Source organism: Halomonas sp. M1 (assembly GCF_029581375.1).
Classification (GTDB): Bacteria; Pseudomonadota; Gammaproteobacteria; order Pseudomonadales; family Halomonadaceae; genus Vreelandella.
The window spans coordinates 1,222,252-1,245,330 of sequence record NZ_CP121119.1 but is presented as its reverse complement, the minus strand read 5'-3'; the positions used below and the strand labels follow the sequence as shown (position 1 = coordinate 1,245,330).

The following is a 23,079-nucleotide window of genomic DNA, read 5'->3' as shown; positions in this document are numbered from 1 at the left end:
CCCTTCAAGCGACTAAGGAATGTTTTATGCAACCTTTTGTTTATGATGGCCTGCCATCCCGGGTGGTATTTGGCCAAGGTACCCTGGCTCAGCTAAGGGAAGAGCTTGAACATCTCGGCTGTTCCCGCGCCCTGGTGTTAGCCACGCCTCAGCAGCACGAGCAGGCAAGCCGCGTACTAGCACTGCTAGGTGATAAGGGCGTGGGCGTTTATGCGGATGCTGTGATGCATACGCCGGTCGAGGTGACCAAACATGCCTTACAGGTAGTCAAAGAGCTCAACGTAGACTGCACAGTGGCCATTGGTGGCGGCTCTACCATCGGCTTGGGTAAAGCCATTGCCTTGCGTACTGGCTTGCCTCAGATCGCGATACCCACCACCTACGCAGGCTCGGAAATGACGCCGATCCTGGGGGAAACAAGCGACGGCATCAAAACTACCCAGCGCACCCTAGACGTACTGCCGGAAACGGTCATTTACGACGTTGACCTGACCCTAACGCTGCCTGCGGTGATGTCAGGCACCAGCGGGATTAACGCGATTGCCCATGCGGTAGAGGCGCTGTATGCCCGCGACTGCAATCCGGTGATTGCGCTGATGGCAGAAGAGGGGATTGCGGCGCTGGCGCGAAGCCTACCGGTCATTGCCAACGACCCCACCCATGTTGAAGCGCGCTCTGATGCGCTCTACGGCGCTTGGCTGTGCGGCACTTGCCTGGGCTCGGTGGGCATGTCGCTGCATCACAAGCTGTGCCATACCCTCGGCGGCTCTTTTAACCTTCCCCATGCGGAAACGCACACCATTGTGCTGCCGTATGCGCTGGCCTATAACGCGCCAGCGGTGCCGGAAGCGATGGCGCGTATTGAGCGTGCGCTGGGCTGTGACGACGCGGCGGCTGGCCTTTACGATTTAGGGCGTGCTGTCGGGGCCCCAAGCGCACTCTCCGAGCTAGGCTTTAGCGTAGACGATGTAGATCGGGCCACGGAGATTGCGACCCGCAACCCTTACTGGAACCCACGCGATGTGGAAGCCAAGGGTATCCACCGTTTGCTAAGTGATGCCCAGTCGGGGAAACGGCCCCAGGCGGAGAGTGGAGGTGGCCAATGAACACGCTGTTTGTGAACGCCACGATTGTCACCATGGATCCGCAGTTGGGCGAACTGAGCGATGGACAGGTACTGATCGAGGGTGATCGTATCGTCGCCGTGGGGCATGACCTGACCGATCACCCCACGGCACACGCAGCCGAGGAGATCGACTGCGGCGGCGGTATCCTGATTCCCGGGTTGGTGAATGCCCATATGCATACCTGGCAGACCGGCCTGCGCGGCGTTGCCGCCAACTGGACGCTGCTGGAGTATTTTCGCCATGTTCATCGAGGCCTTGCGGCGCTATTTACGCCCGAGGATATCTACATTGCTACCCGGATGGGCGCGATAAACCAGCTTAATTGCGGTACCACCACGTTAGGTGACTGGTGCCATAACAACCCGACTCCCGCGCACACCGACGCTGCTGTGCGTGGGTTAAAAGAGTCCGGCATTCGAGCGCTGTTTATGCATGGCTCCCCAAAACCTGACCCACAACCTGGTCAGCCGCACTTTAGTGAAATTCCTCATCCTCGTCATGAGATAGAGCGCTTATTAAACGGCGAGCTGGCAAATCCAGACGGGCTTGTCACGTTAGGCATGGCTATTCTTGGCCCTCACTACTCAACCTTGGATGTGACGCTGCAGGACTTTGCTTTGGCCAAAGAGTTTGGCCTGGTTGCCTCAATGCACCAGGGCGGCGGTGAGGCCGTGGCCCCCGGTGCTTGGGACGAAGTGGAAGCGCGTGGCCTGTTAGGCCCCGATATCAACATTGTGCATGGCCAAAGTTTGGACGAGGGCCAAATGTCACGGTTCTGCGCCAGCGGCGTGACGTTCTCCATTGCCCCTGAAAACGAGATGACCCAGGGCCACGGTTTCCCGGTGACTGGGCTCGTTCGTCAAAACCGCGGCGTGGTGTCTTTGGGCGTGGATCTCGAATCGGTGCTCTCCGGAGATATGTTCAGCGTTGCCCGGGCAGCGCTGGGTATGCAGCGCGCGCTTGATAACGATGCCTCGCGCCGTGAGCAGGGCAAGATCCCCGATACCTCCACCATTACCACTCGGGAGGCGCTGGGCTGGATCACCCTCGATGGCGCAAAAGCACTGGGTCTTGATGACCGTATTGGCAGCCTCACGCCGGGTAAGCAGGCCGACTTGGTGCTGCTCGATAGCAACCAGCTCAACATGCAGCCGGTGAACGATCCAGTTTCTACAGTGGTAATGCAAACCAGCCTTGCCAACGTCGATAGCGTGATGGTGGCCGGGCAGTTCAAAAAACGTGGCGGCCGTCTGCTCATGGAGACTCAGCAGGGTATCGCTGAGCTGGCCAAATCCGGCCACCGCATTCACGCCGAACTGCTGGCGCGTGAAGCGCAATCAACACAGGAGGTCACCCCATGACAACCGCTTCTGCAACGCCTTCAACGACCCCAAAAGTGGCGTGGGTAGGCTTGGGTAAACTGGGTTTGCCGATGGCCGCCCGAATTGTTCAAGCCGGAACCCCTGTTCAAGGGTTTGACCTGTCGGCGGAGCGCCTTGCTCTCGCTGCAGAGATTGGGGTGACGCCTCATCAAACGCTGGCAGAGGCCGTGGCCGGTTGCGACTTGGTGTTTGTGTCGATCCCCGATGACCGCGCATTGATCAGTCTGTGCCTTGAGTCTGGCGAGCTGATTCGCCACATGATGCCCGGCAGCACCTTGATTGAGACAAGCACGGTGAGTGTGGAAGCCTCTGCGCGAGTGGCTGAGGCGGCAAAGGCTCACGGTGTGGTCTATCTGCGCAGCCCTGTATCTGGTAACCCCGTCGCGGCAGAGGCGGGCACGCTTTCCGCGATGGTTTCCGGCCCACGGGAAGCGCTGGAAGCAGCCAAACCCGTGTTTGCAGCGTTTACCAAAGCGCAGTACTGGCTGGGTGACGAAGAGCAGGCCCGGGTGGCCAAACTGGCCATCAACCTGATGATTGCCGTCAGTGCCGGGATGATGAGTGAAGCGCTGACGCTGGCGCGTAAAGGCAATATTGAGTGGGACGCTATGCTGGAGCTGATCTCTGACAGCGCGGTGGGCTCCCCCATGGTGAAGTACAAGGTGCCGCCCCTGTTAGCGCGCGATTTTACTTCGACGTTTTCCGCCGCGCAGATGGCCAAAGATCTCGATCTGATCCTCGACTGCGCCCACGGCGCTGGGGTATCGACCCCTCTAGCAGCGCAAATGCGCGAAGCCTACACCGCCCTGATCGCCACTGGGCATGGTAACGATGATTATATCGCCACCGTGCATCATACCGAGCGTCTGTCAGGATTGGGTGAACCTTCGCCAGCCACGCAGGGAGGGCGCGCACATGCGTAATCTCACCACCGACAATATTACCGCCGCCGTAATTGATGAGTTTTCAAGCTGTGAAGATGAACGGCTGAAAACGCTGATCAATGGCTTGGTTAAACACCTGCATGCCTACCTACGTGAGGTGAAGCCCACCGAGAAAGAGTGGACTCAGGCAATTGAGTTTCTTACCCGTGCAGGGCAAATGTGCGACGACGAACGCCAGGAGTTTATCCTGCTGTCTGACACCTTGGGTGTCACCATGCTGGTGGATGCGATTAACCACGCCAGCAGCGACCCTAAGATTACCGAAAGCACCGTGTTGGGGCCTTTTTACGTCGCCGACCCTCCCCAAGCCAACCAGGGCGATGCCATTAACTGGGGCGTGGAAGGGGAGCCTCTGTTCATCGAAGGTTACGTACACGACGCCCATGGCAAGCCTTTGGCGAATGTCGCCATCGACGTTTGGCAATCAGACAGCGAAGGCTTTTATGACGTCCAGAAGCCTGAGCTTGAAAGCGCGACCCTGCGCGCACGCTTTCATACCGACAGCCAGGGCCGCTACGCTTTCTGGACAGTGACGCCGTCCCCTTATCCCATCCCGACCGATGGGCCGGTGGGCAAAATGCTTGAAATCACCGGGCGTCATCCTTATCGCCCCGCCCATGTGCACTTCATGCTGATGGCACCGGGCTACGAAACCCTGGTGACTCAAATCTTCGCGGAAGACGACCCCTACCTCGACTCTGACGCGGTATTTGGCGTTAAAGATTCCCTGGTGAAAGAGTTCATTCACATGCCAGCGGGAAAAGCGCCCGACGGTCGGCAGATGGATACCCCATACCGCTATTTTCAATACGATTTCGGCTTAAAGACGGCCTGAACGACTCACCCTGAACGCCTGGCTCCTACTGAGCGGGTTACACCGAAAGAGGCAACACCATGACAACGATAAACCAAGCAGCGATAGCCACCCTATTCACAGAAGCGCGTACCCATAACGTTTGGCAGGACCGAGAGGTGAGCGAGGAAACGCTGCGCGAACTGTATAATCTGATGCATTACGGCCCCACCTCGATGAATTGCCAGCCAACGCGGATTATCTTTCTGACCACCGATGCGGCCAAAGAGCGCCTGAAGCCTGCTCTGTTGCCGGGCAATCAGGAAAAAACCATGAAGGCACCGGTGGTTGCGGTGCTGGGTTTTGATACCGAGTTTTACGAGCACCTGCCGCGCATGTTTGCCCATAACAAAGACGCCAAAGCGCTGTTTGAAGGCAAGCCGGATTTCATTCACTCCACGGCGTTCCGCAATAGCTCTATTCAAGGCGGCTATTTGATTTTAGCGGCCCGTGCGCTAGGTTTGGATGCTGGCCCTATGTCGGGCTTCAACAACGCGGCGGTGGATGAAGAGTTCTTCCCTGATGGGAAAGTGAAGAGCAACTTCCTGTGCAACTTAGGCTATGGCGATGCCAGCGCCCTGTTCCCGCGTGGCGACCGCTTCTCCTTCGATGAAGTGTGCACCGTACTGTAAGCACGCCTTACGCAGGCATACTGGTTGACCTACCGAAAAAGGGCCGTGCCTGTCATGGCCCTTTTTTCTGCGTGGGTGGCCCGGCGTTAAGGCGCAATCTAAAAGGGGTGTTCTGATGGCGTTTGATTGGGTGTTTGTGGCACTGATGATAGTGGCCGTGTTACTGACGGGGATTTCCAAATCAGGGTTTGCAGGCGGGGTGGGGGTGGTCGCGGTGCCGCTGATCTCGCTAAAGGCGAGCCCCACCTTTGCAGTGGCGGTGATGCTACCGCTGCTGATTGTCATGGACGTGTTTAGCCTAAAAGCGTGGTGGCGACAGCGGGTGGACCGCTTGTTGTGGCTGATGTTTCCGCCTGCGATATTGGGCGTTGCGGTGGGCTACTTCACCTATGGCTGGTTTGATGAGGCGCTGCTGACACTGCTACTGGGGATTTTTTCCGTGCTGTTTGGCCTGTGGGGGCTGCTTAAGCCGCTGCGTGGCCGGCTGCTGCCCACGTGGGTGGGGCGTTTGTGTGGAGGAATAGCAGGGTTTACCAGCTTTATTGCCCATGCGGGCGGCCCACCGCTGAACTTTTACTTGCTGCAGTGCCAGCTCACTAAGCAGCAGTTTTTAGGCACGGCGGTGGTGTTTCTGGCGATCACCAACGTGGTAAAGCTGGTGCCCTATACGCTGCTCGGCCTGGTGACGTTCGATAATCTCACCATCGCACTGCTGCTGATGCCGGTGGCATGGCTGGGTATTCGGTTAGGGTTGGTCATTCAGCGGCGCATGGATGGCGAGCTGTTTTTCCGGGTGATTCTTTGCCTACTCATTTTGTTAGGTATCCGGTTGATCATCGATGGGGTAAGTTAACGCCATCATGAAAAAGAGGTGAGTGGGCTGACTATGTTTGACGATACGCATCCTGAAGGGCCTTACGATACGCTTTCACAAACGCCCTTATCTAAAATATCGAACACCGAGTTAGCGCGCTTCATTGAGTTCATTGAGAAGTTTGAAAACGAGACCGAATCCACGCTCTCGATGTCGTTGGGGTACCGTGAGATGCGCATGTTACTGCACGTGATGCGCAATCATTTGGCGGGCCGATTAACCACGCCCACCTCGCTGGCGGATGCCTCAGGACTGACCTACGGCACCGCAAAGCGCGGGATTGAAAGCATTATGCAGCGCGGCCTTCTCATTTCGCGCCCACGCACAAAAACCGGAAAAACCGTCTCATTGCACCCCTCCCCACAGATGATAGATGAGTGGGAAAGCTACGCGGAGCGCATTAAGGGCTTACTGGGCCCGCTGTTTGGGATTGACCCCGCCTCGGAATCTGGCAGCAAGATATTTTTAGGCACGTCAGCGTCTCAGCAGGTGATCTCGACACCCGCTGTGCTCTCCGCACGGCTTGAGCTGAAAGGGGGCTTACGTGTGCTGGCGCATGCGGACCCTACGTTCATGGCCATGCATAATTTAAAACGCCAGCTAGAGTCTATTTTCGGCCTGGAAATTCGCAATAAAGCGCGCTCCATTGATAACTTACTGGATGATATTCTCGACAATGCTCGCTTGGCGAAATCCCGCTACGACATTGTGGCCTGCGACTTGCCCTGGTTTGGCGACTTGGTTTCGCAGGGCGTTTTGATGCCGCTAGACGCGCTCATCCAGCGCGATGGCTACGATCTTTCTGACTTCCACCCGATGGCGATCCAAAGCGCCGGCTATGCGGGCTGCCAATATGGCATACCGGTACAAACCACCCCTGAACTGCTCTGTTATCGCAAGGATATTTTGGCGGCTGCGCAGTTAACGCCCCCCAGCACCACCGAGGCCTTGGTAAAAGTCGCACGGCAGTTGCACGACCCCGCGAAAGGGCGATACGGCATCGCTTGGAACGCCGCCCGTGGCACGCCGCTGGGGCATACGTTTAGCTTTCTGATGGCTAAATTTGGCCAGCCCATTGTCGATCTACCGCTTCATGCAGGCGGCTTTGATTTTCAAAACGCCAGCGGTGAGCAGCTGCGGCCCATGTTTCAATCGGATGCCGCTTACCGAGCCTGCGAGTATATGCTGGATATTCTTAAATACTCCCCACCGAATATTCTCAATATGTCCTGGTACGAGCGAGCGCAGTCCTATGCCTCGGGTGAGTCGTGCATGGCTTACTGCTACACGCTGCTGGCACCTTTGATTGAGTTCGATAAGCGATCACCGGCATACGGCAATACCGGGTATTTGTCTCATCCGGTGGGCAATCACGGTAGGGCGATTACGCCTATTGGTGGGTATGCGCTGGCGATACCTGCCAACCTATCCAAAGAGCGGGTGGAGGCCGTGTGGACGGCGTTAAAACACCTCACATCGCCCAATATGTCTAAGCTCTACATCATGAACGGTAGCCTAGTTACCCCGCGTTTTAGCGTTAGCCAAGACCCGGAAGTGTCCGCGCTGTCGCCGGTGATTACGATTGTTGATGATATGGCGAAGCAGGATGTTTTACAGGCGTGGCCACGCCCGCCGGTTCCTGGCATTACCGAGCTTATCAGCATCGCAGGTAATGAGATTTTCGAGGTGCTAGACGGGCGGCGCTCGATTAAAAAAGCCCTCTCTATCGCCCAAGAGCGCGCTGATAACGTTATGCGGGAAAAGGGGCATTATTGAGCAGTGCCATTACTGAGCAGATAAAAAAGAGTAGCCCCCATCCCTGAGAGGCAGGCATGGGGGCGGTGGCTTCTTTGCTGGATGCTTACTGCATGATCATGCCGCCATCGATCATCAGCAGCTGGCCGGTCATGTAATCGGACTCCTGGCTGGCGAGGAACGACGCGGTGCCAACTACGTCTTCTGGGTAAGAGTAACGCTTCATCAGAATCATTTTTTCAGCCAGCTCATCCATCGACTGGCCCTGCTTCTCGAATTTGCCGATGCTGACTAAGTCTTTATCCAGCTGCTCCCAAAGCTCGGTACGAACCACGCCTGGGGCATAGCCGTTAACGGTAATATTGTGATCAACCAGTGCTTTTGCACCGCCGTTAATCATCGCCAGCACGGCATGCTTGCTGCAGGAATAGGGCACCACATCGTCAAATGCCTGGCGGGAAAGAATCGAGCCCACGTTAATGATTTTATAAGGCCCGCTTTCTTTGCCCTGGCTAATCATCTGTTTAGCGGCTTCCTGCATGCCGAGTAAGCAACCCAGCGCATTAACATCCATAATCTGATGCCAATTTTCTTCAGTGATATCCAGAAACATTAACGGCTTATTGATACCGGCGTTGTTCACCATCACGTTTAAACTACCAAACGCTTCTACTGTGGCGTTAACGGCTGCTTGCACTTCTGCGCGGTTAGTCACATTCAACTTAATGGCAATGGCATCGCCACCTTTTGATTTGATGCGCTGAGCGACCTCTTCGCACCCCTCGATGTTGAGATCCGCCACGCAGACCTTTGCCCCTTGCGCGGCATAATGCTCAGCGACAGCCGCCCCCATGCCACGCGCAGCGCCAGTAATGAGACAGTGTTTACCTTTCAGTCGAGTGTTATCCATGAGGTCACCTTGTAAGTTTTGTTGTGGGTCAGTATGCGCTGCCACCTTCGCCACATCGTGGTGGTGGGGTGCCGGTAGCCAGCGCTAACAAGGACGTGCGTTGTTAAATCGGCGTTGCGAATAACAGAGGTGCAACCTTGTGAGATGCATTCTCAGGCCGTCTTGTCGCTAAGGACAGAGCGCCTTGTTGTTAATATGGCCAGATTGGACTTTTTTTCATTCCTCGCATTATGAAAAGCGAAAGTGGCAGTGCTTTAATCGCCTCAGAGTGATAGGGAGTGCAGCCGTTAATAACGAATGTAAGTGTTGTAAAACGTTATTAGTGCGTTTTTTTAATGTTAGGTATTAGCCGTATTACATCTACGCTTATTCCTATTGTTAGTGCTTATTATAAAAATAAAGCGAGGTGCTTATGTCTCAGCCATGCATTATCTGTGTTGCCATAACGGGTAGCCTGCCGCGTAAGGAGAATAATCCTGCGGTACCGATTACCGTCAATGAGCAAATAGAGAGTACCCAGGCGGCCTTTGAAGCCGGGGCCAGTATTGCGCACTGCCATGTGCGTAACGACGACCAAACGCCTTCCTCTGACCCAGAAAAATTTGGTCGCCTGATGGAAGGACTCAAGAAACACTGCCCGGGCATGATTATCCAGCTTTCTACCGGCGGCCGATCCGGCGCAGGCGAAGCTCGCGGTGGCATGCTGCCACTGAAACCGGATATGGCTAGCCTCTCGGTAGGTTCTAACAACTTTCCCAACCGGGTTTACGAGAACCCTCCCCAACTGGTGGAGTGGCTCGCCACTGAAATGCTCAAATACGATATTAAGCCCGAGATTGAAGCGTTTGATCTCTCGCATATTCATCAGGCGGTCGCGCTCTCAAAGCAGGGTAAGCTGAAAGCGCCGCTATACGTGCAGTTCGTCATGGGTGTTAAAAACTCAATGCCCGCCGACAAACACAGTTTTGACTTCTTTATTGAAACGCTGAAACGGCTAGCGCCAGATGCCCAATGGTGTGGCGCAGGCATAGGAGCCAATCAATATCTACTCAACGAATGGTCAATTGCTGCTGGTGGGCATACCCGTACTGGACTTGAGGATAACGTTCGTACTGACCGTGATACGCTAGCGACCTCGAATACAGCACTGGTAAAACGGGCCGTTGAATTGTGTGAAAAGTATCAGCGTCCAGTGGCTACCTGGAAGCAAGCGCGAGAAATATTGGGGCTTCGAATTGTCTGAAGAAAGGAGTCAGCCCATTTTAAAGCGAAAGTGTTTCTGGTGAACCTAAGGTTTGCATACATGTGAGCATGTGTGGTCACCAGAACTCGACGCCCTGATTTTTCAACAACAGCGTATCGGACTTCATCCTCAAATCTGCGTGTGGGCCTGGTCATGGGTGTATGGATGGGTGATGACCGATCTTTTGTAAAAGGTTGAATTGGCGAATGCAACCCAGGAGCCAGGTAACGGCTACTTAATCTGTTTTGATACTTATACGCTGTCATGTAAGCCACTGTGCACCTTCGCGAAAGCTAGAACGGAAGCTTACTGACAGGGGGCGTTGAGGCGCTGGTGAGCTGGTGCAAGCCACATTAATTCACCGCTGAACCATTATTCCAAGCGCCACGTTTGCATGAACTGGTCTTGGCTCCTATCTTAGTTGTAAGGAACCTAGCATTGTCGAGCAACATGATGGCGATGTTTTAGTCGTTATCTCAATATGAGCTAACTAATGGAGAAATGAAATGTTGAAATTTTTGGCGAGTACAGTAGGTATAATTTTCATGATTGGCCTACTAGTGGTCATTGGTCTTTTAATGCTTATTTTTTGAAAAGGCTTACAGCTTACCATTCTTGCAGGCTTTGTCTTTCTAAAGGAGGGGTAAAGCCTCTCGGTGAGCGCTGCATTAAGAACGGTGCCGGCTAGTGCTTGATGATGGGCGTTTGATTCTGTAACCATTTTTCGAATACGTCGGGCAAAAGCGGCTTAGCTATAAGGTACCCCTGCACTTCGTCGCTACCCAGCTGTGCAAGCCGATGGTAGGCGGCATTAGTTTCTACTCCCTCGGCCACCACACGGTAACCTAGCGCATGGGCCATCGTGATCATGGAATTAACCAGCGTTGCGGTGCGTTCATTTTGTCCGAGATCGGTGATAAAGCAACGATCAATTTTTACGGTATGGGCGGGGATTTCGCGTAAGTACGAGAGGCTGCTGTAACCGGTACCAAAATCATCGATGGCGATTTGCAGGCCTGCCGCTATCATTACCTGAAGCTGATTGACCGCTACTTCCCCCTGGCCTATGAGCGCACTTTCGGTAAGCTCTATTTCAATGGCCGAACTCGGTAGTGCCATGCCCGCCATTTCATCAAGTAGCCGCACGGCAAAATCTTCTTCTTCAAGATTGGTCGCTGACACATTGATCGAAATTCGCAGTTTACCGCCTTGGTGATACCAACTTGAAGCTTGACGAACAGCATGGCGTAACACCCACTGCGTGAGAGGCTTAGCCATCGGTGTGTTTTCGATCAGCGGAATAAACTCCCCAGGCGATACCTCGCCCAACGTGGGGTGGCGCCAGCGCAATAGGGCTTCTGCCCCGGTACACTTTCCGCTATCAAGTGAGACCCGTGGCTGAAAAACCAAATACAGCTCGCTATCGTTTTCTAGTGCCCTGCCAATATCGCTTATCAGCATAAACCGCCGTTGGTAATGGGCGTCCAGTTCCAGCGAGAAGAGGCCTGCCCCTTTTCCTGCTTGGCGCGCATCCAGACAAGCGGCATAGGCGCTCCGCAAAACATCTGCCGCTTTAACCTCACCCAAATGAAATGGCGCAATCCCCATTGTGGGGTGCACTAATAGCGGGGCGTCACTGGCGCTTATAAGTGCAAGCAGCGCCTGTCGTATGCCAAGTGCCTCGTCCAGTAGGTGCGTATCACCCGTTTGACTCATTAGATGTACAAATTGGCAACCGCCCAGGTGATAGAGTTTTACCGTTGAGCCTATGGCTTGTTGCAAGCAGCGTGCAGCAACTTTCGCTAGCTCATCAAGGCATGCAGGCCCCATATTGCGATGAAGCGCGCTTAATTCGTTAGCATCGACTAATTCGGTATATAGGGCGACGCGCCCGGCGTTCGGCTCATCGTGCTCCATGTCTTGTAAATCTTCGGAAAACTGGTTGCGGTTGGATAACCCCGTCAAGGGATCGACTCGGCCAAAAGCGTGCTGTAATTCAATCTGTGACATCACCATGGCCGCCAAGTCGCGGAGCGTCGTTTGCTCCTGTTCAGACACCTCACGGGGGTGCATCCCCAGTACGCACATAGCGCCTAGGGTATGTCCTTCTCGGGTCACTAGCGGCGCGCCAGCATAAAAACGAATACCGGTGCCCGCTAAAAAACTATTGCGGTAGGTGGCTGAGGAGAGCAGATCCGGAATAATAAGTAGTTGCGAAGTACTGCAGACATCCGCGCACGGAGCCGTATCCCGGGGTATTTCCCAATGCTCGACCCCAACCCGAGACTTGAACCACTGGCGGTTTTCGTCGGTGAGTGATACGGCCGCGATCGGCAAATCGAAAAGCTGGCTAGCCATTCGCGTAATCCGATCAAAACCTTCACTTGGCGAGGTATCCAGCAAGTTTAGCTGGCGGAGCGCGAACAGGCGGTTCTGTTCATGGGTATTCATTAATCTAGCGGTACTCAAAGGGGGATTGGCTCTTGAATAACAAAGATACCACTCCTTAAAAAAACACATTATTGAATATAGTGAGCTTTAAGGGGCTATTTTTAGGTTAATCAGAGGAGTCGCTGAAGGATAAGTATGAATGTTAATGCGCTGTTTAGCTTACTGGGTGTTAACTAATTAAAGCTATTGAGCGCATAACGTTTTATATATCAAGACGCTTCAGGTTTATATGCCCCCAGCAACGGGTTAGCTGGGGGCGCTGTATCCTAATGGTGTTTGTTCTAAAACGGCAGTCCGCCGCTGAAACCAATGCCTGCGACAGCGATCACAACAATGATAACGACGATTACGGTAGTGGAGGGCATGCTCTCTTCCTTTGAGAATGGAGGTCTATTTAGCCTAGCTGGCATCTCTCTTTTTCGCACGCTGGAAGACGGTGGAATAAGCCGCTGGGCGACCAGGCGTCGACGTCAATTAGCTGACTCACCACATTGGCAATCGTGACCACAGTCGCCAGAACCATCGGCGTGGCCGTTCGCGCAAGATTGGCAGCAGTAACGCTGCCCATCTTTTTCGATAGAGTGGTTATCGACGGAGCATTTGCACTTGGGGCATGCGCACTTTTGTTGAGACATATGTTGCTGTGACATAGTGGATCTCCTGTGTTTGCACCTTCAGTGTAGGTCGACTCCCCAATGTTATGTAATTGCGTAAATGAGGTTTTGTATTAGTGATGGACTCGCGCTTCACGGGCTTGAATAAAATAGTCACGTAGGCGAGTGAGTTGCTGCTCATCCCAATCGGGTGGTTCGGAAAGTGCCGCCCAAGCATCAATGTAGTGTTCAGCCGCTATTTCATGACCATAGCCAGTTGGGGCGCTGCCGGTGGTTAAATCAGCCAGCAGCTGCAGCATGGTAACCACCGGATACCAGCGCAACTGGGGAGAAACATCCGGGCCGCGTGGGGCGCGCAGCCACTCCGGTTCGCGCCAGAAAGCTTCCGGCTCAAAAAATGTAATGGGGTCGCTGGCATATTGCAGATAGGCGATGCGGAAATCCCCCCATTCAGCCGGCGCAGTTTGAAGCCCTTGGGTTTGATTCATAAAGCGGACGACCGAACCTCCGCGAAAGGTGGGCAGCCATGCAGGGCTACCTGGGTCGCGGTCAGCAGTCACTGAGCGCCAGGTGTCGCTTCGAAAGGGAGGGCCGCTCCATAGGGCGCCGTGGAAAGGGTCGTCAATAATGTCGTAGAGGTCGAAAGAGAGGTCAGAGTTAAGGGCGCCTAAACTAAGGCCGGTTAAATACAGTTTTGGGCGTTCATCGCTAGGCAGTGACGTCCAGTAGTCGTATACCGTGGTGAACAGTGCGCGGGCGTTTTCAACACCGTATTCGGCTTCGGAAATGAGCGCCAGATGGCTGGGTAGGTAGGAGTACTGGGCTGCTATCGTGGCAATATCGCCTCGGTGCAGGTACTCCACGGTATCTTGGGCAGCAGGGTCTATCCAGCCTCGCCCTGTGGGGGTCGCGATAATCAAAACGGAACGCTCAAACCCGCCTATACGGATGAGTTCTTCAAGGGCTAGCTCGGCCCGTTCAGCGGCGGTATCTGCGGCGTTGAGACCCACATAAACCCGTACGGGGTCAAGGGCGGCTTCGCCTAGGAATTCACTGATTTGCCCGCCGTCTGGGCCTTGAGTAACAAAACGCCGCCCACGGCTGCCTAGTGCCTCCCAGCTAATTAATGATTCAGCACTACCAGGCTTGTTTGGCGCTTGGGGAGGCGATAACTCATCCTGCATCAGCTCATCTACCTGCTGATAAGAACGGTCAGCTACCTTGAGCGCATAGGAAAAAATTACCCCCTCAATTACTGACCAAAATAGCGCCACGGCAGCGATGATGCCAAATACTTGCGCCGTACGACGCGGCAGTATGTGCGCCAGCTTATGGGAAAGCAGCCGAAAAGTGCGTTTGAAAAGCAGCGCAATTAACAGTAAAAAAATGAACACAGCCGCAGCGATCAGTGCTACTGATAGTGGCCGCGTGCCGGGAGTCGGCTCCATTTCCATTAGTAGCCGAATGCTGTTTTGCCACTCGGCAGCTTGCCAAAGAAAGATACTTGAGACGGCGAGGCAAAGCAGGGCGGCCAGCCATTTTAGGTAGCGCTCTACTTTCGAGCTGGGTTCGGGTAAGTGTAGGTAGTGCCACAGGAAGCGGCTTGTTACGCCTAGCGCATAGCCTGCCGTAAAGCTAAGCCCAGAAACAATGCCTTGAGCTACTAGTGGGCGGGGTATTAGGCTGGGGGTTAAAGAAAACGCAAAGAACAGCGTGGCAACGATTAACCCTACCCCTGAAAAATGGCTGCAACGTTCTATCATCCAGTGTCGTGTGGCGTTGTTCTCCATACGTGCCTGTTGCTCTTTGTAAATGTTGGTGACTCCAGCCCTGGTGTTTAACACTTGCCTAGCCTATTAGAAGCGATAGCTTAACGAAATACCGCCTAAGGCTTGCCATTCGCTGCCCAGCTCATCAACTATTGGGCTATCTGCTGCGCTGCCGGTTAGATAGGTAGTGCCTATGAAGCTTGTGGCTGTCCATTCGGGTGTTAATGCGTAGCTAAGGCTTGCATTAACGCCCATGCGCCAGTAGCCGCTATCGGGCGTGTAGGATGCGACCCCGCTACGGGCACTGTCTTGTGCCGAAACGCCAAATAATGAGTCGGTCCACTTTTCGTTGGAGTAGGTTACGCTGGGCGATAAGGTAAAAAACGTACGCTGATTCACGGGCATGCGTAGAGCGGCTCTTGCGGAAAACTTAGCACCCTCCACGTCGCCGCTAACAGGCGTACTGCCTGCAACACTGTAGCGCCATGGCCCCTGCTGATAACTTACACGAAGTCCCAGGGTGGCGCCGCCATCGACCTTTTCAAACTGGCTGATGTCGCCTTTATTATCGCGCCCGAAGGTGTAACCGATGAACGGGGAGGCCGTCCAGTTGCCTTGGCGAACGGCATGCCACTCAATGCCATCACGTACGTTGATTGAAAGCAGATCGCCGTAAGCCAGGTTAAGTACCGGCAGGAGACGCGTATCGTAATCATCGCTACCCAAATAGTTCGGCGCATAGGTGGCGCCCGCACCGAGGCTGCCTTGCCAGCTGTTACCCCAAGTGGGTGCGCTTAGGGCGATGCCAAAAGCCGCTACCAATAGGGGGGCTGCGCGTTTGTGGGTGGCGCGGCGTAAGGTTGAACAGCAGGCTGTGGTTGGCATGACAAAGTCCTTTTTATTTGGCAAACGTGCTTGATTGTATGTTTCGATACAAAGCTGCCGCAAGCTTTCTTTATCGTATGGCACAAAGCGGCAGAGGACTTTTTTAGCATTTCATATCCCAGGTTAGATAACTCGACCGCTATAGGGCGCACTCTGTGCACATAGCGCAGGGATAGCGTTACAAGGAAGTGCAGGCAGGGACCGCTTGTGGAACACATGGAAGCATGAGCAGGATGTTCGTGAAGAAAGATTAGGGAGGACCTGATGAAGCCCCGGCCAGCAATGGCCGGGGTTTTTTTATGCCGTTTAGGCGGGGTTTGCTTCTGGGTCTTTTGGCTCTTCGTCGCCCTTGGGCTTGGCGCTACCCTGATGGTCAAGCGGGCTAGCCTGATCAAGCCGCGGGTGATTGTCGAGAAACTCTCGTTGAAGGTCAGGCAGCTTATCTAATGCTTGAATAGTGTGGGTGATCGCATGGATAGCGGCCATCACATCCTGGGTGTTGCCGGTTTCTGAAATTGTGTGCATGTTGCGGATAGGGAAGCCAATCGAGGTGGCTGCGCTGTCGATGGACGCTAACACGCCCGCCATGCCGTCGGTACCGGTATCCACCCCTACGATGTCGCGCTGCATGGGGATCTCTTGCTCGTTGGCGGCGCTGGCAATAATGCGGTTGAGCTGTTCGCTGGCAATCGAACCCACCGACATCGTGAAGCCTTTGCCCATCTCTAGCGGCTGCATACGCTTGTCGCCAATGCCGGGGGCGGCCACGTAGTCGTGATTAACATCCACGCCAATCAGCGCGTCAGGTTTTAGCTCACCGGCCATAACGCGGCTGCCAAAACGGCCAATCTCTTCGTAGCTGGCAATGGCAAACAGCACGCGTACCTTTTCGGTACCGCCTGCTTCGGCAATCAAGCGCGCCACTTCTGCGGTTACAAAACAGCCTAAGCCATTATCCAAATAGGCGCCGTAGAAGGTGTTAGGGCTAAAGCCAGGGCGGATTGGGCGGTCAAAAATAATTGAATCACCTGGGCGAACACCCAAGTTCAGCACCTGTTGTTTCTTGTTTTCGCCGTGGATCTGCAGATCGAGGTAGATTTGCTCTTTCTTAATACCCTTGCTGCCATCGCGCTGTGCCGGGTCAGAGAAGTGAATCGCGCCCAGCGCTTCCACGGTGCCCCCTTGGATAATGCGGTAGCTGCCGGGGGCTTCGGGATCTTCGCTGAACAGCTTAACTTCATGGCCGATCAGCACCGTGGGCAGAAAGGAGTCCGTATTAATCCAGATTTTGCCATCGTCGCCGATGGAACGTACCTGCATGCGGATTTTATCCGCGTGGCCGATGATCATTAATGTGAACATATCATCACGGCCAGGGTGCGTATCCAGCACCACGCCAGCGTTGCCCTTAAATTGATGCAGGTGCCAGTCGCTGGGCGCAAAGCTCTCAAAATGGGGCTTGAGTACGCCGTAGGTCATGGCGCCTTCCAGGCCTACCGGGCTTGGAGCGGCAAGGATATCGCGCATCAGTTTGAACTGCGCGTCGGGCATTGGCTGTGTCCAGGGGGTGGCGCTATTGCTCATGTAAGCACTCTCCGTTAAGTAGTGGTCATCGTGCCTAGTCTGCCAGATTCTTGGTTTAGATGCGCTGATCGACATGCCACGTTTGGGCGATGGTGTCGTCGACGTTTCCGCGTATTATTGATTCATTAAAAATGAATATAAACCATGCTGATAAAAACAACGGTATCTTGACGAGGATGTCTCCATGACCATCGCAAGTCTTCAGTCGCAGCGCTTTAAAGTGCTGTTGGCCGGTGTCTTTAGCCAAATTTTGTGTATCGGCGTTGCCCGCTTTGCCTACACACCTCTACTCCCGGTGATGCAGCAGCAGAGCTGGATCGGCGATGCCGATGGCGGCTGGTTAGCGGCGTTAAACTATGCGGGCTATATGCTGGGGGCGGTGTTGGCGGCCTCTATTCGCAGTATTTACCTTAAAGACACGCTGTTTCGTATTGGCCTCGTGCTCGCCGTGCTGACCACGGCGGGGATGGCGCTGACTGAGCACTTCTGGCTATGGGCGGGGCTGCGTTTTCTGGCGGGGCTTTCCAGCAGCGGCTCAATGCTGTTGGCATCAGGGTTGATCTTGCACTGGTTGATCCAGCACCAGCAGCGGGGCGAGCTGGGTATTCACTTTGCTGGGGTGGGCATTGGTATTGTTGTGGCGGCGTTAGCGGTTGAGCTGATGCTGGGGCTGTCTTTGAATTGGCAGGCGCAGTGGTGGGGCTTCAGTGCCCTGGGTGCAGCGCTGCTCGTGCCCGCGTGGCGCTGGTTGCCTCGCCCAGTGAAACCAGTGTCTGGGGCAGGCACGGCTCCTCAAGCGCCTGCTAAACCGCCCTCTCGCACGTTTATGCGCCTGATGCTGCCTGCCTACTTCTGTGCTGGCTACGGTTATGTGATTAGCGCCACATTTATTGTCACTATTGTCGAACGCGAGCCGCTGCTGGCCGGGGCGGGTAACTGGACCTTCGCCTTAGTGGGGCTGGCGGCTGCGCCCGCGGTGATGCTGTGGGATTTGGTGGCCCGGCGCATTGGTTATCTAGGGGCGCTAAGCGTGGCAATGTGGATACAAGTGGTGGGCATTGTGCTGCCCGCTATCACTTCAAGCCTGGCTGGGGTGCTATTTAGCGCGGTGCTTTATGGCGGCACCTTCTTAGGCTGCGTTAGCTTAGTGCTCACTATGGCGGGCAGGCTCTACCCCTCTAGCCCCGCTAAGTTAATGGGGCAAATGACGCTGGCCTACGGCGCGGCGCAAATTTTCGCCCCTGCGCTGACCGGTATGCTGGCGGAGGCCTCGGGGAATTACCGCTTGGGATTATGGCTGGCAGGGGGCTTTGTTGCCGTAGGGGCGCTGCTCTTGATGTGGTTAAGAAAGGTTGATCAAACTGCCCAACGGCTAGATGCGGAAGCCAAAGCGCTCAAGGTGGCCTAGCCGGTATGTGCTCAGCGGCAACAGAAGCTTGGGCTTTGGGTAAAAAATCCTCTAGGATAGGCGCCTTTTTTCGATAGGGTGGAAGGACATGGCGTCTACTGGGCAACCTCGCATTCAGTGGCTAGGCCGCTGGGGCTTTATGTTGGCAGCCACCGGCTCGGCGGTGGGACTTGGCAATATTTGGAAGTTTCCTTATATCACCGGGGAGTATGGCGGCGGCGCCTTTGTGCTGGTTTATTTAGCATGCATCCTGGCTGTTGGCGTGCCGGTAATGATGACCGAGATCTCCTTTGGGCGTCGTGGTCGTGGTAGCCCTATTGACGCGATTCGACGCGTGGTGAATGAGTCGGGTCGCTCCTCTGCTTGGTCGCTGATTGGCTGGATGGCCATGTTGTGCGGCTTTATGATCTTGTCGTTCTATGTCGTCGTGGCAGGGTGGTCGTTCTCATATCTGTGGAAAATGCTAACCGGCGGCTTGAGCGGCGGTAGTGTCGATGAGATGGCTGCCGTATTTGGTGCCAACAATGCTAACCCACTCATCCTGGGGGGCTGGAGCACCCTAGTAACGCTCCTCACTATGCTGATCGTAGGAAAAGGCGTGCAAGAAGGCATCGAAAAGAGCGTTAGCTGGATGATGCCTGGTCTTGTGTTAATGCTGGTGCTACTGATTGTGTTTGGGGTGTTTTCCGGCGGTTTTGGCGATGCGGTGCGCTTTCTGTTCTCATTCAATACGGGCAGCCTCTCCAGCGAGGGGATGTTGGCGGCGCTGGGCCACGCGTTTTTCACCCTTTCATTGGCTTCTGGTGCCATTCTTACCTACGGCAGTTACTTGCCCAAAGGCGCCTCTATTGGCCGAACCACGGTGAGCGTTGCATTAGCAGATACCGCAGTGGCGCTAATGGCGGGATTAGCCATTTTCCCGGTTATTTTTGCCAATGGCATGAACCCCGGTGAAGGTCCTGGGCTGATTTTTATGAGTCTGCCGCTAGCCTTCCAGGCGATGCCGCTGGGCACGCTGTTTGGCATTCTGTTTTTCTTAATGCTCTCTATGGCTGCGCTAACTTCCTCCATTTCCATGGTTGAGGCCACGGTGTCTTGGCTGTGTGATAACAAAGGCATGAGCCGTAAGTCGGCGTCCTGGGCGACGGGCATTGTGCTGTGGTTGATCAGCACATTGGCCATGCTGTCGTTTAATGTGGGTGCTGACTGGACCCTGGCCGGTAGAACGTTCTTTGATTGGCTGGATTACTTAACATCGCGTTGGATGATGCCATTGGGTGGCTTAGGCATGGTACTGCTGGCGGGCTTTGTGCTGAAAAGTGAGACCTTCCGCGATGAGCTGGGCCTAGCACCACTGCCCTACGCAATATGGCTTACCATGGTGCGCTACGTAAGCCCGTTGGGCATTTTAGTGATTTTTGTGGATGCCTTGGGCATTTACCACGTGTCGTTTACTGCCCACTGGCCGTGGCTGCTGGCTATTTTGGTGGTAATGGCTGCCCTGGGGGAAACGTTAAGCCCGCGTTTGCGTCACGCGTTAAAACCCGCCTAAGACGTTAGAGCTTTTGACCAGATAGTAAGCGCCGCTGCAGGGAGGCCACTTTTTCCTTTTGCAGCGGCGTTTGGCAGGTGGCAAAGACGTCGTTTAAGAAGTGTTTGCGTGAACCGCGATAGCTGCCGCTAAGCAGAGTCGCTTGGGTAAGCGTATCAAGTAGCGTTTGGCGGTTGGGGTCGGTCAGCTGCGCATAGTCGTGTAGTGCGGTTGGCCAATCAACCTCAAGGGCAGTGGGCTTATCCGGTAGGCTATCCAGCAAGCGAGCCAATAACAGGACTAAGTTGGGATGCGGGTGCTGGTTACGCATCATGAGCTCTCCCACGCCTTGGGCGACTAAGTAGCGCGTATGCGCATCGCTGTTCGCCAGTGTTTCCATGATGTGCTGAACCAGTTCAGGGCCACGGGCCTGTAAGTAGGCTTCTTGCGTAATGCGCGCAGCAATCCAGGCGTTCCATACTGCGTATAGCGGCCCGGTGAGCACGGGTAGAAAACCGCGCAACGTGAGGCGGCCGAGCAAGCGACGCAACACTAAACGCAGAATAAAACTGCTTAAGCTAATTTTTAAGCGATACAGCAAGGCTTTAAAAGTGAGCTTCCAGCCATGTAGGTAGGCGTGGGGATCAACGCCATAGATTAAGCTGCCTGGGCTTGGATACTCCAATGCAACCCGTGAAACGCCATGAACTGTCAACTGTATTTCAGGGGATAATGGCTCGCCTTGGCCGTAGCGCAGGCCTGCCAAACGGCTAATTTTTGACACGCCGCGCAGCGCATTCCAGTATAAAAAGCCAATCTCTAACACGGTAATAAAGCCTGCGAAGGCCATATACCCAGCCCAGTAGGGGAGCTGCTCTTTGAGGCTCATGGCTTCCCAGTCGTCGGCGAAGCCCCGCATCCACCACTCGGCACCGCCGATCAGTGAGCCGGAGATAATGCCCGCCACGGCAGCCCAAGCAATGATCCAGCGTCTTGCCTGCTTTAGTGTTTGGGGGTTAGGTGCCTCAAACGCAGGGTGGCGGCGAAAATAGTGCCTGATATAGCGACTCGCCCAACGCTGAGGCAGGTCGGGATCGGGGGCATACTCTGTATCAGGACGGGTAAGAGACATAACGGCAAGATTTTCCACGCATTGAACGTCAAGCGTAGCGGTTACGGGCGAGAAGTAAACGCCTGGATAGCGCCGGGGTGCGTGCCAGCCTCCATTAGTTCATCCCACCGAGTTGTATAACGCCGTGAGCGATGCGCGCAGCGTAGCTGCCATGGCGCTTGGGCATCCGTCATGCCAAAACGTATCGTGCCTTGGCCCATCCGCTGATTAATAGCATCTACCGTCCCCATCAAATGTGGATGCGTTTGTAACGTTGGTTGGAGTAACGAAAGCTGATGCGCCTGGGCATCGACTAAGTCCAGCAACATGACACCCGCTTTTATAAAGTGATGCCCAGGGCGGTATATCTGCATTAGCCCTTCACGTACGGCCTGGAGAATAAGCCGCGTATCGTCGCTGGGGATAGGCAGCGAGATCATCGCCCTGGGGTAGTACTGCGGCTGGTCTTTGCGGTGACGGTTGGTACTTAAAAAGAGCATTACAGCGCGGGCCAAGCTATGTTGTTGGCGCAGTTTTTCGGCGCTACGCTGGGCGTGGCGCCGCAGTGCTGCGTGTAGCTCTGCTTGATCGCCGGTTGCCTTGCCAAAGGAGCGGGAGGTCATAATCCGCTGGCGTGGCTGCTCCACGGCGTTCATTTCCAGGCAGGGTGTGCCGCGCAGCTCTAACGCCGTGCGAGCCAGCACCACGGAAAAGCGCTTGCGCAGCGCCTTGGTATCACTCTCCCGCAGCTCCCACGCTGTACGTATGCCGTAAATGGCGAGCTGCTCGGCCAGCCGCCTGCCTACGCCCCATACAGCGCTGACCGGCAGCTGTTTAAGTAGCGCCGTGGTGGTGTTGCTATGTGCGTTAAGCAAGCAGACGCCCTGGTAGTGTGGCTGTTTTTTAGCCACATGGTTGGCGAGCTTTGCCAGTGTATGGGTGGGGGCAAGCCCTACGCATACCGGTAGCCCAAGATGGCGGCGAATGCGTCGGCGTAGCGCTTCACCTATGGCTTGGCACTGCGGCTCGCTCAATCCGTCTAAATAGATAAACATTTCATCAATGGAGTAGGGCGCCATGTCTGGGCAGGCGTCCTCCAGCAGCTGGGCAAGCCGCGCTGACATATCGCCGTATAGCTCGTAATTGGATGACAATAGATAAATCTCACCCCGGCGCCGTAACCCTTCCAACTGGAAAGATGGAGTGCCCATAGGGATCTCCATCGCCTTCATTTCAGCCGAGCGGGCAATAACACAGCCATCGTTATTGGACATCACACCCACGGCTTTGCCTTCAAGCGATGGGGCAAATATCCGCTCACAGCTGACATAAAAGTTGTTGGCATCGACGAGGCCGATCATGGCAAATACTCATGAACCACCGCACGTACCACCCCCCATAGTTGGCACTCTGTGCCCTTTAAGGGCAGCGGCGGGTAGTGGGGATGGGCCGAGCAGAGGTGTGGTGTACCGCCATGCAGCGCGTAGCGCTTAATCAGTACTTCTTCGTTAAACATGGCCACCAGTATATGGCCAAGGCGCGGCTGTACGCTGCGATCCACTACCAGCAGATCGCCGTCGAAGATACCCCAGCCCTCCATGCTGTCGCCTCTGGCGGTAAGGTAAAACGTCTGGGTAGGGTTTTTGATTAGCCGAACGTTGAGATCCAGCGTGCGCTGTTCATAATCCTGGGCGGGGGAAGGAAAGCCGCTAAAACCGGCGCGACCATGTAATGGAGGAAAGGGCAGCGGCTGAGACGTTAACGGCTGGGCTGTCGCAACAGTGGTGGGTTGAGACGGCATCGTCAGCATCCTCATGAATAAATAGTGTGTTTATATACAGTTGTTGTAGGCAGTATTTATTCATGAGTAAAAAAATGCAAGCGCCTAACTTAGCCAGCCAGGGTTAGCGGGCTAGCCAAAGGCCCACCACTAAGGCGCTGACGATGGTAATCAAGAACACTAAATTGCGGGCACGGGTGTCACGGCGGGGTTTCATAGCAAACTC

19 protein-coding genes are annotated in these 23,079 nt (G+C 54.9%); 10 read left to right on the top strand and 9 right to left on the bottom strand.

The features are described 5' to 3' along the window. Nucleotides 1–26 precede the first annotated feature (26 nt). From P8S54_RS05560 to P8S54_RS05530, 7 genes are all read left to right on the top strand, one after another. On the top strand, nucleotides 27–1,106 hold the full coding sequence (locus tag P8S54_RS05560; protein ID WP_281443574.1) for a maleylacetate reductase: 1,080 nt from the start codon (nucleotides 27–29) through the stop codon (nucleotides 1,104–1,106). Next, complete coding sequence (locus P8S54_RS05555) at nucleotides 1,103–2,488, top strand: amidohydrolase family protein (protein ID WP_281443573.1); 1,386 nt, start codon at nucleotides 1,103–1,105, stop codon at nucleotides 2,486–2,488. Before P8S54_RS05560 ends, P8S54_RS05555 begins: the two co-directional genes overlap by 4 nt. Next, nucleotides 2,485–3,432 (top strand): NAD(P)-dependent oxidoreductase, encoded by a 948-nt coding sequence (locus P8S54_RS05550; RefSeq protein WP_281443572.1) that lies wholly within the window; start codon nucleotides 2,485–2,487, stop codon nucleotides 3,430–3,432. The genes P8S54_RS05555 and P8S54_RS05550 overlap by 4 nt, the downstream gene beginning before the upstream one ends. Beyond that, nucleotides 3,425–4,288 carry an intradiol ring-cleavage dioxygenase gene (locus P8S54_RS05545; RefSeq protein ID WP_281443571.1) on the top strand — a complete coding sequence of 288 codons (864 nt, stop codon included), beginning with the start codon at nucleotides 3,425–3,427 and terminating at the stop codon, nucleotides 4,286–4,288. The genes P8S54_RS05550 and P8S54_RS05545 overlap by 8 nt, the downstream gene beginning before the upstream one ends. 59 nt (nucleotides 4,289–4,347) lie before the next feature. Next, nucleotides 4,348–4,938, top strand: a complete 591-nt coding sequence (locus P8S54_RS05540) for a malonic semialdehyde reductase (protein ID WP_281443570.1) — start codon at nucleotides 4,348–4,350, stop codon at nucleotides 4,936–4,938. Nucleotides 4,939–5,053: 115 nt separating this feature from the next. After that, the gene (locus P8S54_RS05535; protein WP_281443569.1) at nucleotides 5,054–5,791 is read left to right on the top strand and encodes a sulfite exporter TauE/SafE family protein; all 738 of its coding nucleotides are present in this window, start codon (nucleotides 5,054–5,056) and stop codon (nucleotides 5,789–5,791) included. A 33-nt stretch (nucleotides 5,792–5,824) separates the two neighbouring features. Next, complete coding sequence (locus P8S54_RS05530; protein WP_281443568.1) at nucleotides 5,825–7,588, top strand: extracellular solute-binding protein; 1,764 nt, start codon at nucleotides 5,825–5,827, stop codon at nucleotides 7,586–7,588. A gap of 85 nt (nucleotides 7,589–7,673) precedes the next feature. On the opposite strand, the gene P8S54_RS05525 is transcribed toward P8S54_RS05530, so the two are convergent. Beyond that, nucleotides 7,674–8,477 carry an SDR family oxidoreductase gene (locus tag P8S54_RS05525; RefSeq protein WP_009096944.1) on the bottom strand — a complete coding sequence of 268 codons (804 nt, stop codon included), beginning with the start codon at nucleotides 8,475–8,477 and terminating at the stop codon, nucleotides 7,674–7,676. Nucleotides 8,478–8,889: 412 nt separating this feature from the next. Here P8S54_RS05525 and P8S54_RS05520 point away from each other — a divergent pair, with 412 nt between their 5' ends. Then, entirely contained in the window at nucleotides 8,890–9,720 is an 831-nt protein-coding gene (locus P8S54_RS05520; protein ID WP_281443567.1) for a 3-keto-5-aminohexanoate cleavage protein, read from the top strand. 684 nt (nucleotides 9,721–10,404) lie between these two features. Here the strand turns inward: P8S54_RS05520 and P8S54_RS05515 are convergent. The 5 genes from P8S54_RS05515 to P8S54_RS05495 form a co-directional block, all read right to left on the bottom strand. Then, nucleotides 10,405–12,171 carry a GGDEF and EAL domain-containing protein gene (locus P8S54_RS05515; RefSeq protein WP_281443566.1) on the bottom strand — a complete coding sequence of 589 codons (1,767 nt, stop codon included), beginning with the start codon at nucleotides 12,169–12,171 and terminating at the stop codon, nucleotides 10,405–10,407. A 470-nt stretch (nucleotides 12,172–12,641) separates the two neighbouring features. After that, nucleotides 12,642–12,806 carry a metallothionein gene (locus tag P8S54_RS05510; protein ID WP_281444067.1) on the bottom strand — a complete coding sequence of 55 codons (165 nt, stop codon included), beginning with the start codon at nucleotides 12,804–12,806 and terminating at the stop codon, nucleotides 12,642–12,644. A 92-nt stretch (nucleotides 12,807–12,898) separates the two neighbouring features. Beyond that, nucleotides 12,899–14,548: an alpha/beta-hydrolase family protein gene (locus P8S54_RS05505; RefSeq protein ID WP_281443565.1), complete on the bottom strand. Its 1,650-nt coding sequence runs from the start codon at nucleotides 14,546–14,548 to the stop codon at nucleotides 12,899–12,901. Nucleotides 14,549–14,641: 93 nt separating this feature from the next. Beyond that, complete coding sequence (locus tag P8S54_RS05500; protein WP_281443564.1) at nucleotides 14,642–15,439, bottom strand: MipA/OmpV family protein; 798 nt, start codon at nucleotides 15,437–15,439, stop codon at nucleotides 14,642–14,644. A gap of 306 nt (nucleotides 15,440–15,745) precedes the next feature. After that, the gene (locus P8S54_RS05495; RefSeq protein WP_281443563.1) at nucleotides 15,746–17,023 is read right to left on the bottom strand and encodes a M20/M25/M40 family metallo-hydrolase; all 1,278 of its coding nucleotides are present in this window, start codon (nucleotides 17,021–17,023) and stop codon (nucleotides 15,746–15,748) included. Between the two features lie 184 nt (nucleotides 17,024–17,207). Here P8S54_RS05495 and P8S54_RS05490 point away from each other — a divergent pair, with 184 nt between their 5' ends. Both P8S54_RS05490 and P8S54_RS05485 read left to right on the top strand, forming a co-directional pair. Continuing rightward, entirely contained in the window at nucleotides 17,208–18,431 is a 1,224-nt protein-coding gene (locus tag P8S54_RS05490; protein ID WP_281443562.1) for a YbfB/YjiJ family MFS transporter, read from the top strand. Between the two features lie 88 nt (nucleotides 18,432–18,519). Beyond that, on the top strand, nucleotides 18,520–19,983 hold the full coding sequence (locus tag P8S54_RS05485) for a sodium-dependent transporter (RefSeq protein WP_281443561.1): 1,464 nt from the start codon (nucleotides 18,520–18,522) through the stop codon (nucleotides 19,981–19,983). Between the two features lie 4 nt (nucleotides 19,984–19,987). Here the strand turns inward: P8S54_RS05485 and P8S54_RS05480 are convergent, their stop codons facing one another. Genes P8S54_RS05480 through P8S54_RS05470 form a run of 3 tightly spaced genes read right to left on the bottom strand, consistent with a single transcriptional unit; the run spans nucleotide 19,988 to nucleotide 22,874 of the window. Then, a complete protein-coding gene (locus P8S54_RS05480) occupies nucleotides 19,988–21,094 on the bottom strand; it encodes a hypothetical protein (RefSeq protein WP_281443560.1) in 1,107 nt (368 codons plus the stop codon). A 41-nt stretch (nucleotides 21,095–21,135) separates the two neighbouring features. Continuing rightward, nucleotides 21,136–22,434, bottom strand: coding sequence for a Y-family DNA polymerase (locus P8S54_RS05475; RefSeq protein ID WP_281443559.1), 1,299 nt, complete (start codon nucleotides 22,432–22,434; stop codon nucleotides 21,136–21,138). Beyond that, nucleotides 22,431–22,874 carry a S24 family peptidase gene (locus P8S54_RS05470; protein WP_281443558.1) on the bottom strand — a complete coding sequence of 148 codons (444 nt, stop codon included), beginning with the start codon at nucleotides 22,872–22,874 and terminating at the stop codon, nucleotides 22,431–22,433. The genes P8S54_RS05475 and P8S54_RS05470 overlap by 4 nt, the downstream gene beginning before the upstream one ends. Nucleotides 22,875–23,079: the final 205 nt, after the last annotated feature.

Bases quoted from the DNA above. Each gene is read 5' to 3' on its own strand.
- P8S54_RS05500 (WP_281443564.1), bottom strand. From the start codon at position 15,439: ATGCCAACCACAGCCTGCTGTTCAACCTTACGCCGCGCCACCCACAAA.
- P8S54_RS05560 (WP_281443574.1), top strand. From the start codon at position 27: ATGCAACCTTTTGTTTATGATGGCCTGCCATCCCGGGTGGTATTTGGC.
- P8S54_RS05530 (WP_281443568.1), top strand. From the start codon at position 5,825: ATGTTTGACGATACGCATCCTGAAGGGCCTTACGATACGCTTTCACAA.
- P8S54_RS05535 (WP_281443569.1), top strand. From the start codon at position 5,054: ATGGCGTTTGATTGGGTGTTTGTGGCACTGATGATAGTGGCCGTGTTA.
- P8S54_RS05525 (WP_009096944.1), bottom strand. From the start codon at position 8,477: ATGGATAACACTCGACTGAAAGGTAAACACTGTCTCATTACTGGCGCT.
- P8S54_RS05515 (WP_281443566.1), bottom strand. From the start codon at position 12,171: ATGAATACCCATGAACAGAACCGCCTGTTCGCGCTCCGCCAGCTAAAC.
- P8S54_RS05480 (WP_281443560.1), bottom strand. From the start codon at position 21,094: ATGTCTCTTACCCGTCCTGATACAGAGTATGCCCCCGATCCCGACCTG.
- P8S54_RS05470 (WP_281443558.1), bottom strand. From the start codon at position 22,874: ATGCCGTCTCAACCCACCACTGTTGCGACAGCCCAGCCGTTAACGTCT.
- P8S54_RS05545 (WP_281443571.1), top strand. From the start codon at position 3,425: ATGCGTAATCTCACCACCGACAATATTACCGCCGCCGTAATTGATGAG.
- P8S54_RS05540 (WP_281443570.1), top strand. From the start codon at position 4,348: ATGACAACGATAAACCAAGCAGCGATAGCCACCCTATTCACAGAAGCG.
- P8S54_RS05495 (WP_281443563.1), bottom strand. From the start codon at position 17,023: ATGAGCAATAGCGCCACCCCCTGGACACAGCCAATGCCCGACGCGCAG.
- P8S54_RS05520 (WP_281443567.1), top strand. From the start codon at position 8,890: ATGTCTCAGCCATGCATTATCTGTGTTGCCATAACGGGTAGCCTGCCG.
- P8S54_RS05550 (WP_281443572.1), top strand. From the start codon at position 2,485: ATGACAACCGCTTCTGCAACGCCTTCAACGACCCCAAAAGTGGCGTGG.
- P8S54_RS05555 (WP_281443573.1), top strand. From the start codon at position 1,103: ATGAACACGCTGTTTGTGAACGCCACGATTGTCACCATGGATCCGCAG.
- P8S54_RS05510 (WP_281444067.1), bottom strand. From the start codon at position 12,806: ATGTCTCAACAAAAGTGCGCATGCCCCAAGTGCAAATGCTCCGTCGAT.
- P8S54_RS05475 (WP_281443559.1), bottom strand. From the start codon at position 22,434: ATGATCGGCCTCGTCGATGCCAACAACTTTTATGTCAGCTGTGAGCGG.
- P8S54_RS05505 (WP_281443565.1), bottom strand. From the start codon at position 14,548: ATGATAGAACGTTGCAGCCATTTTTCAGGGGTAGGGTTAATCGTTGCC.
- P8S54_RS05485 (WP_281443561.1), top strand. From the start codon at position 18,520: ATGGCGTCTACTGGGCAACCTCGCATTCAGTGGCTAGGCCGCTGGGGC.
- P8S54_RS05490 (WP_281443562.1), top strand. From the start codon at position 17,208: ATGACCATCGCAAGTCTTCAGTCGCAGCGCTTTAAAGTGCTGTTGGCC.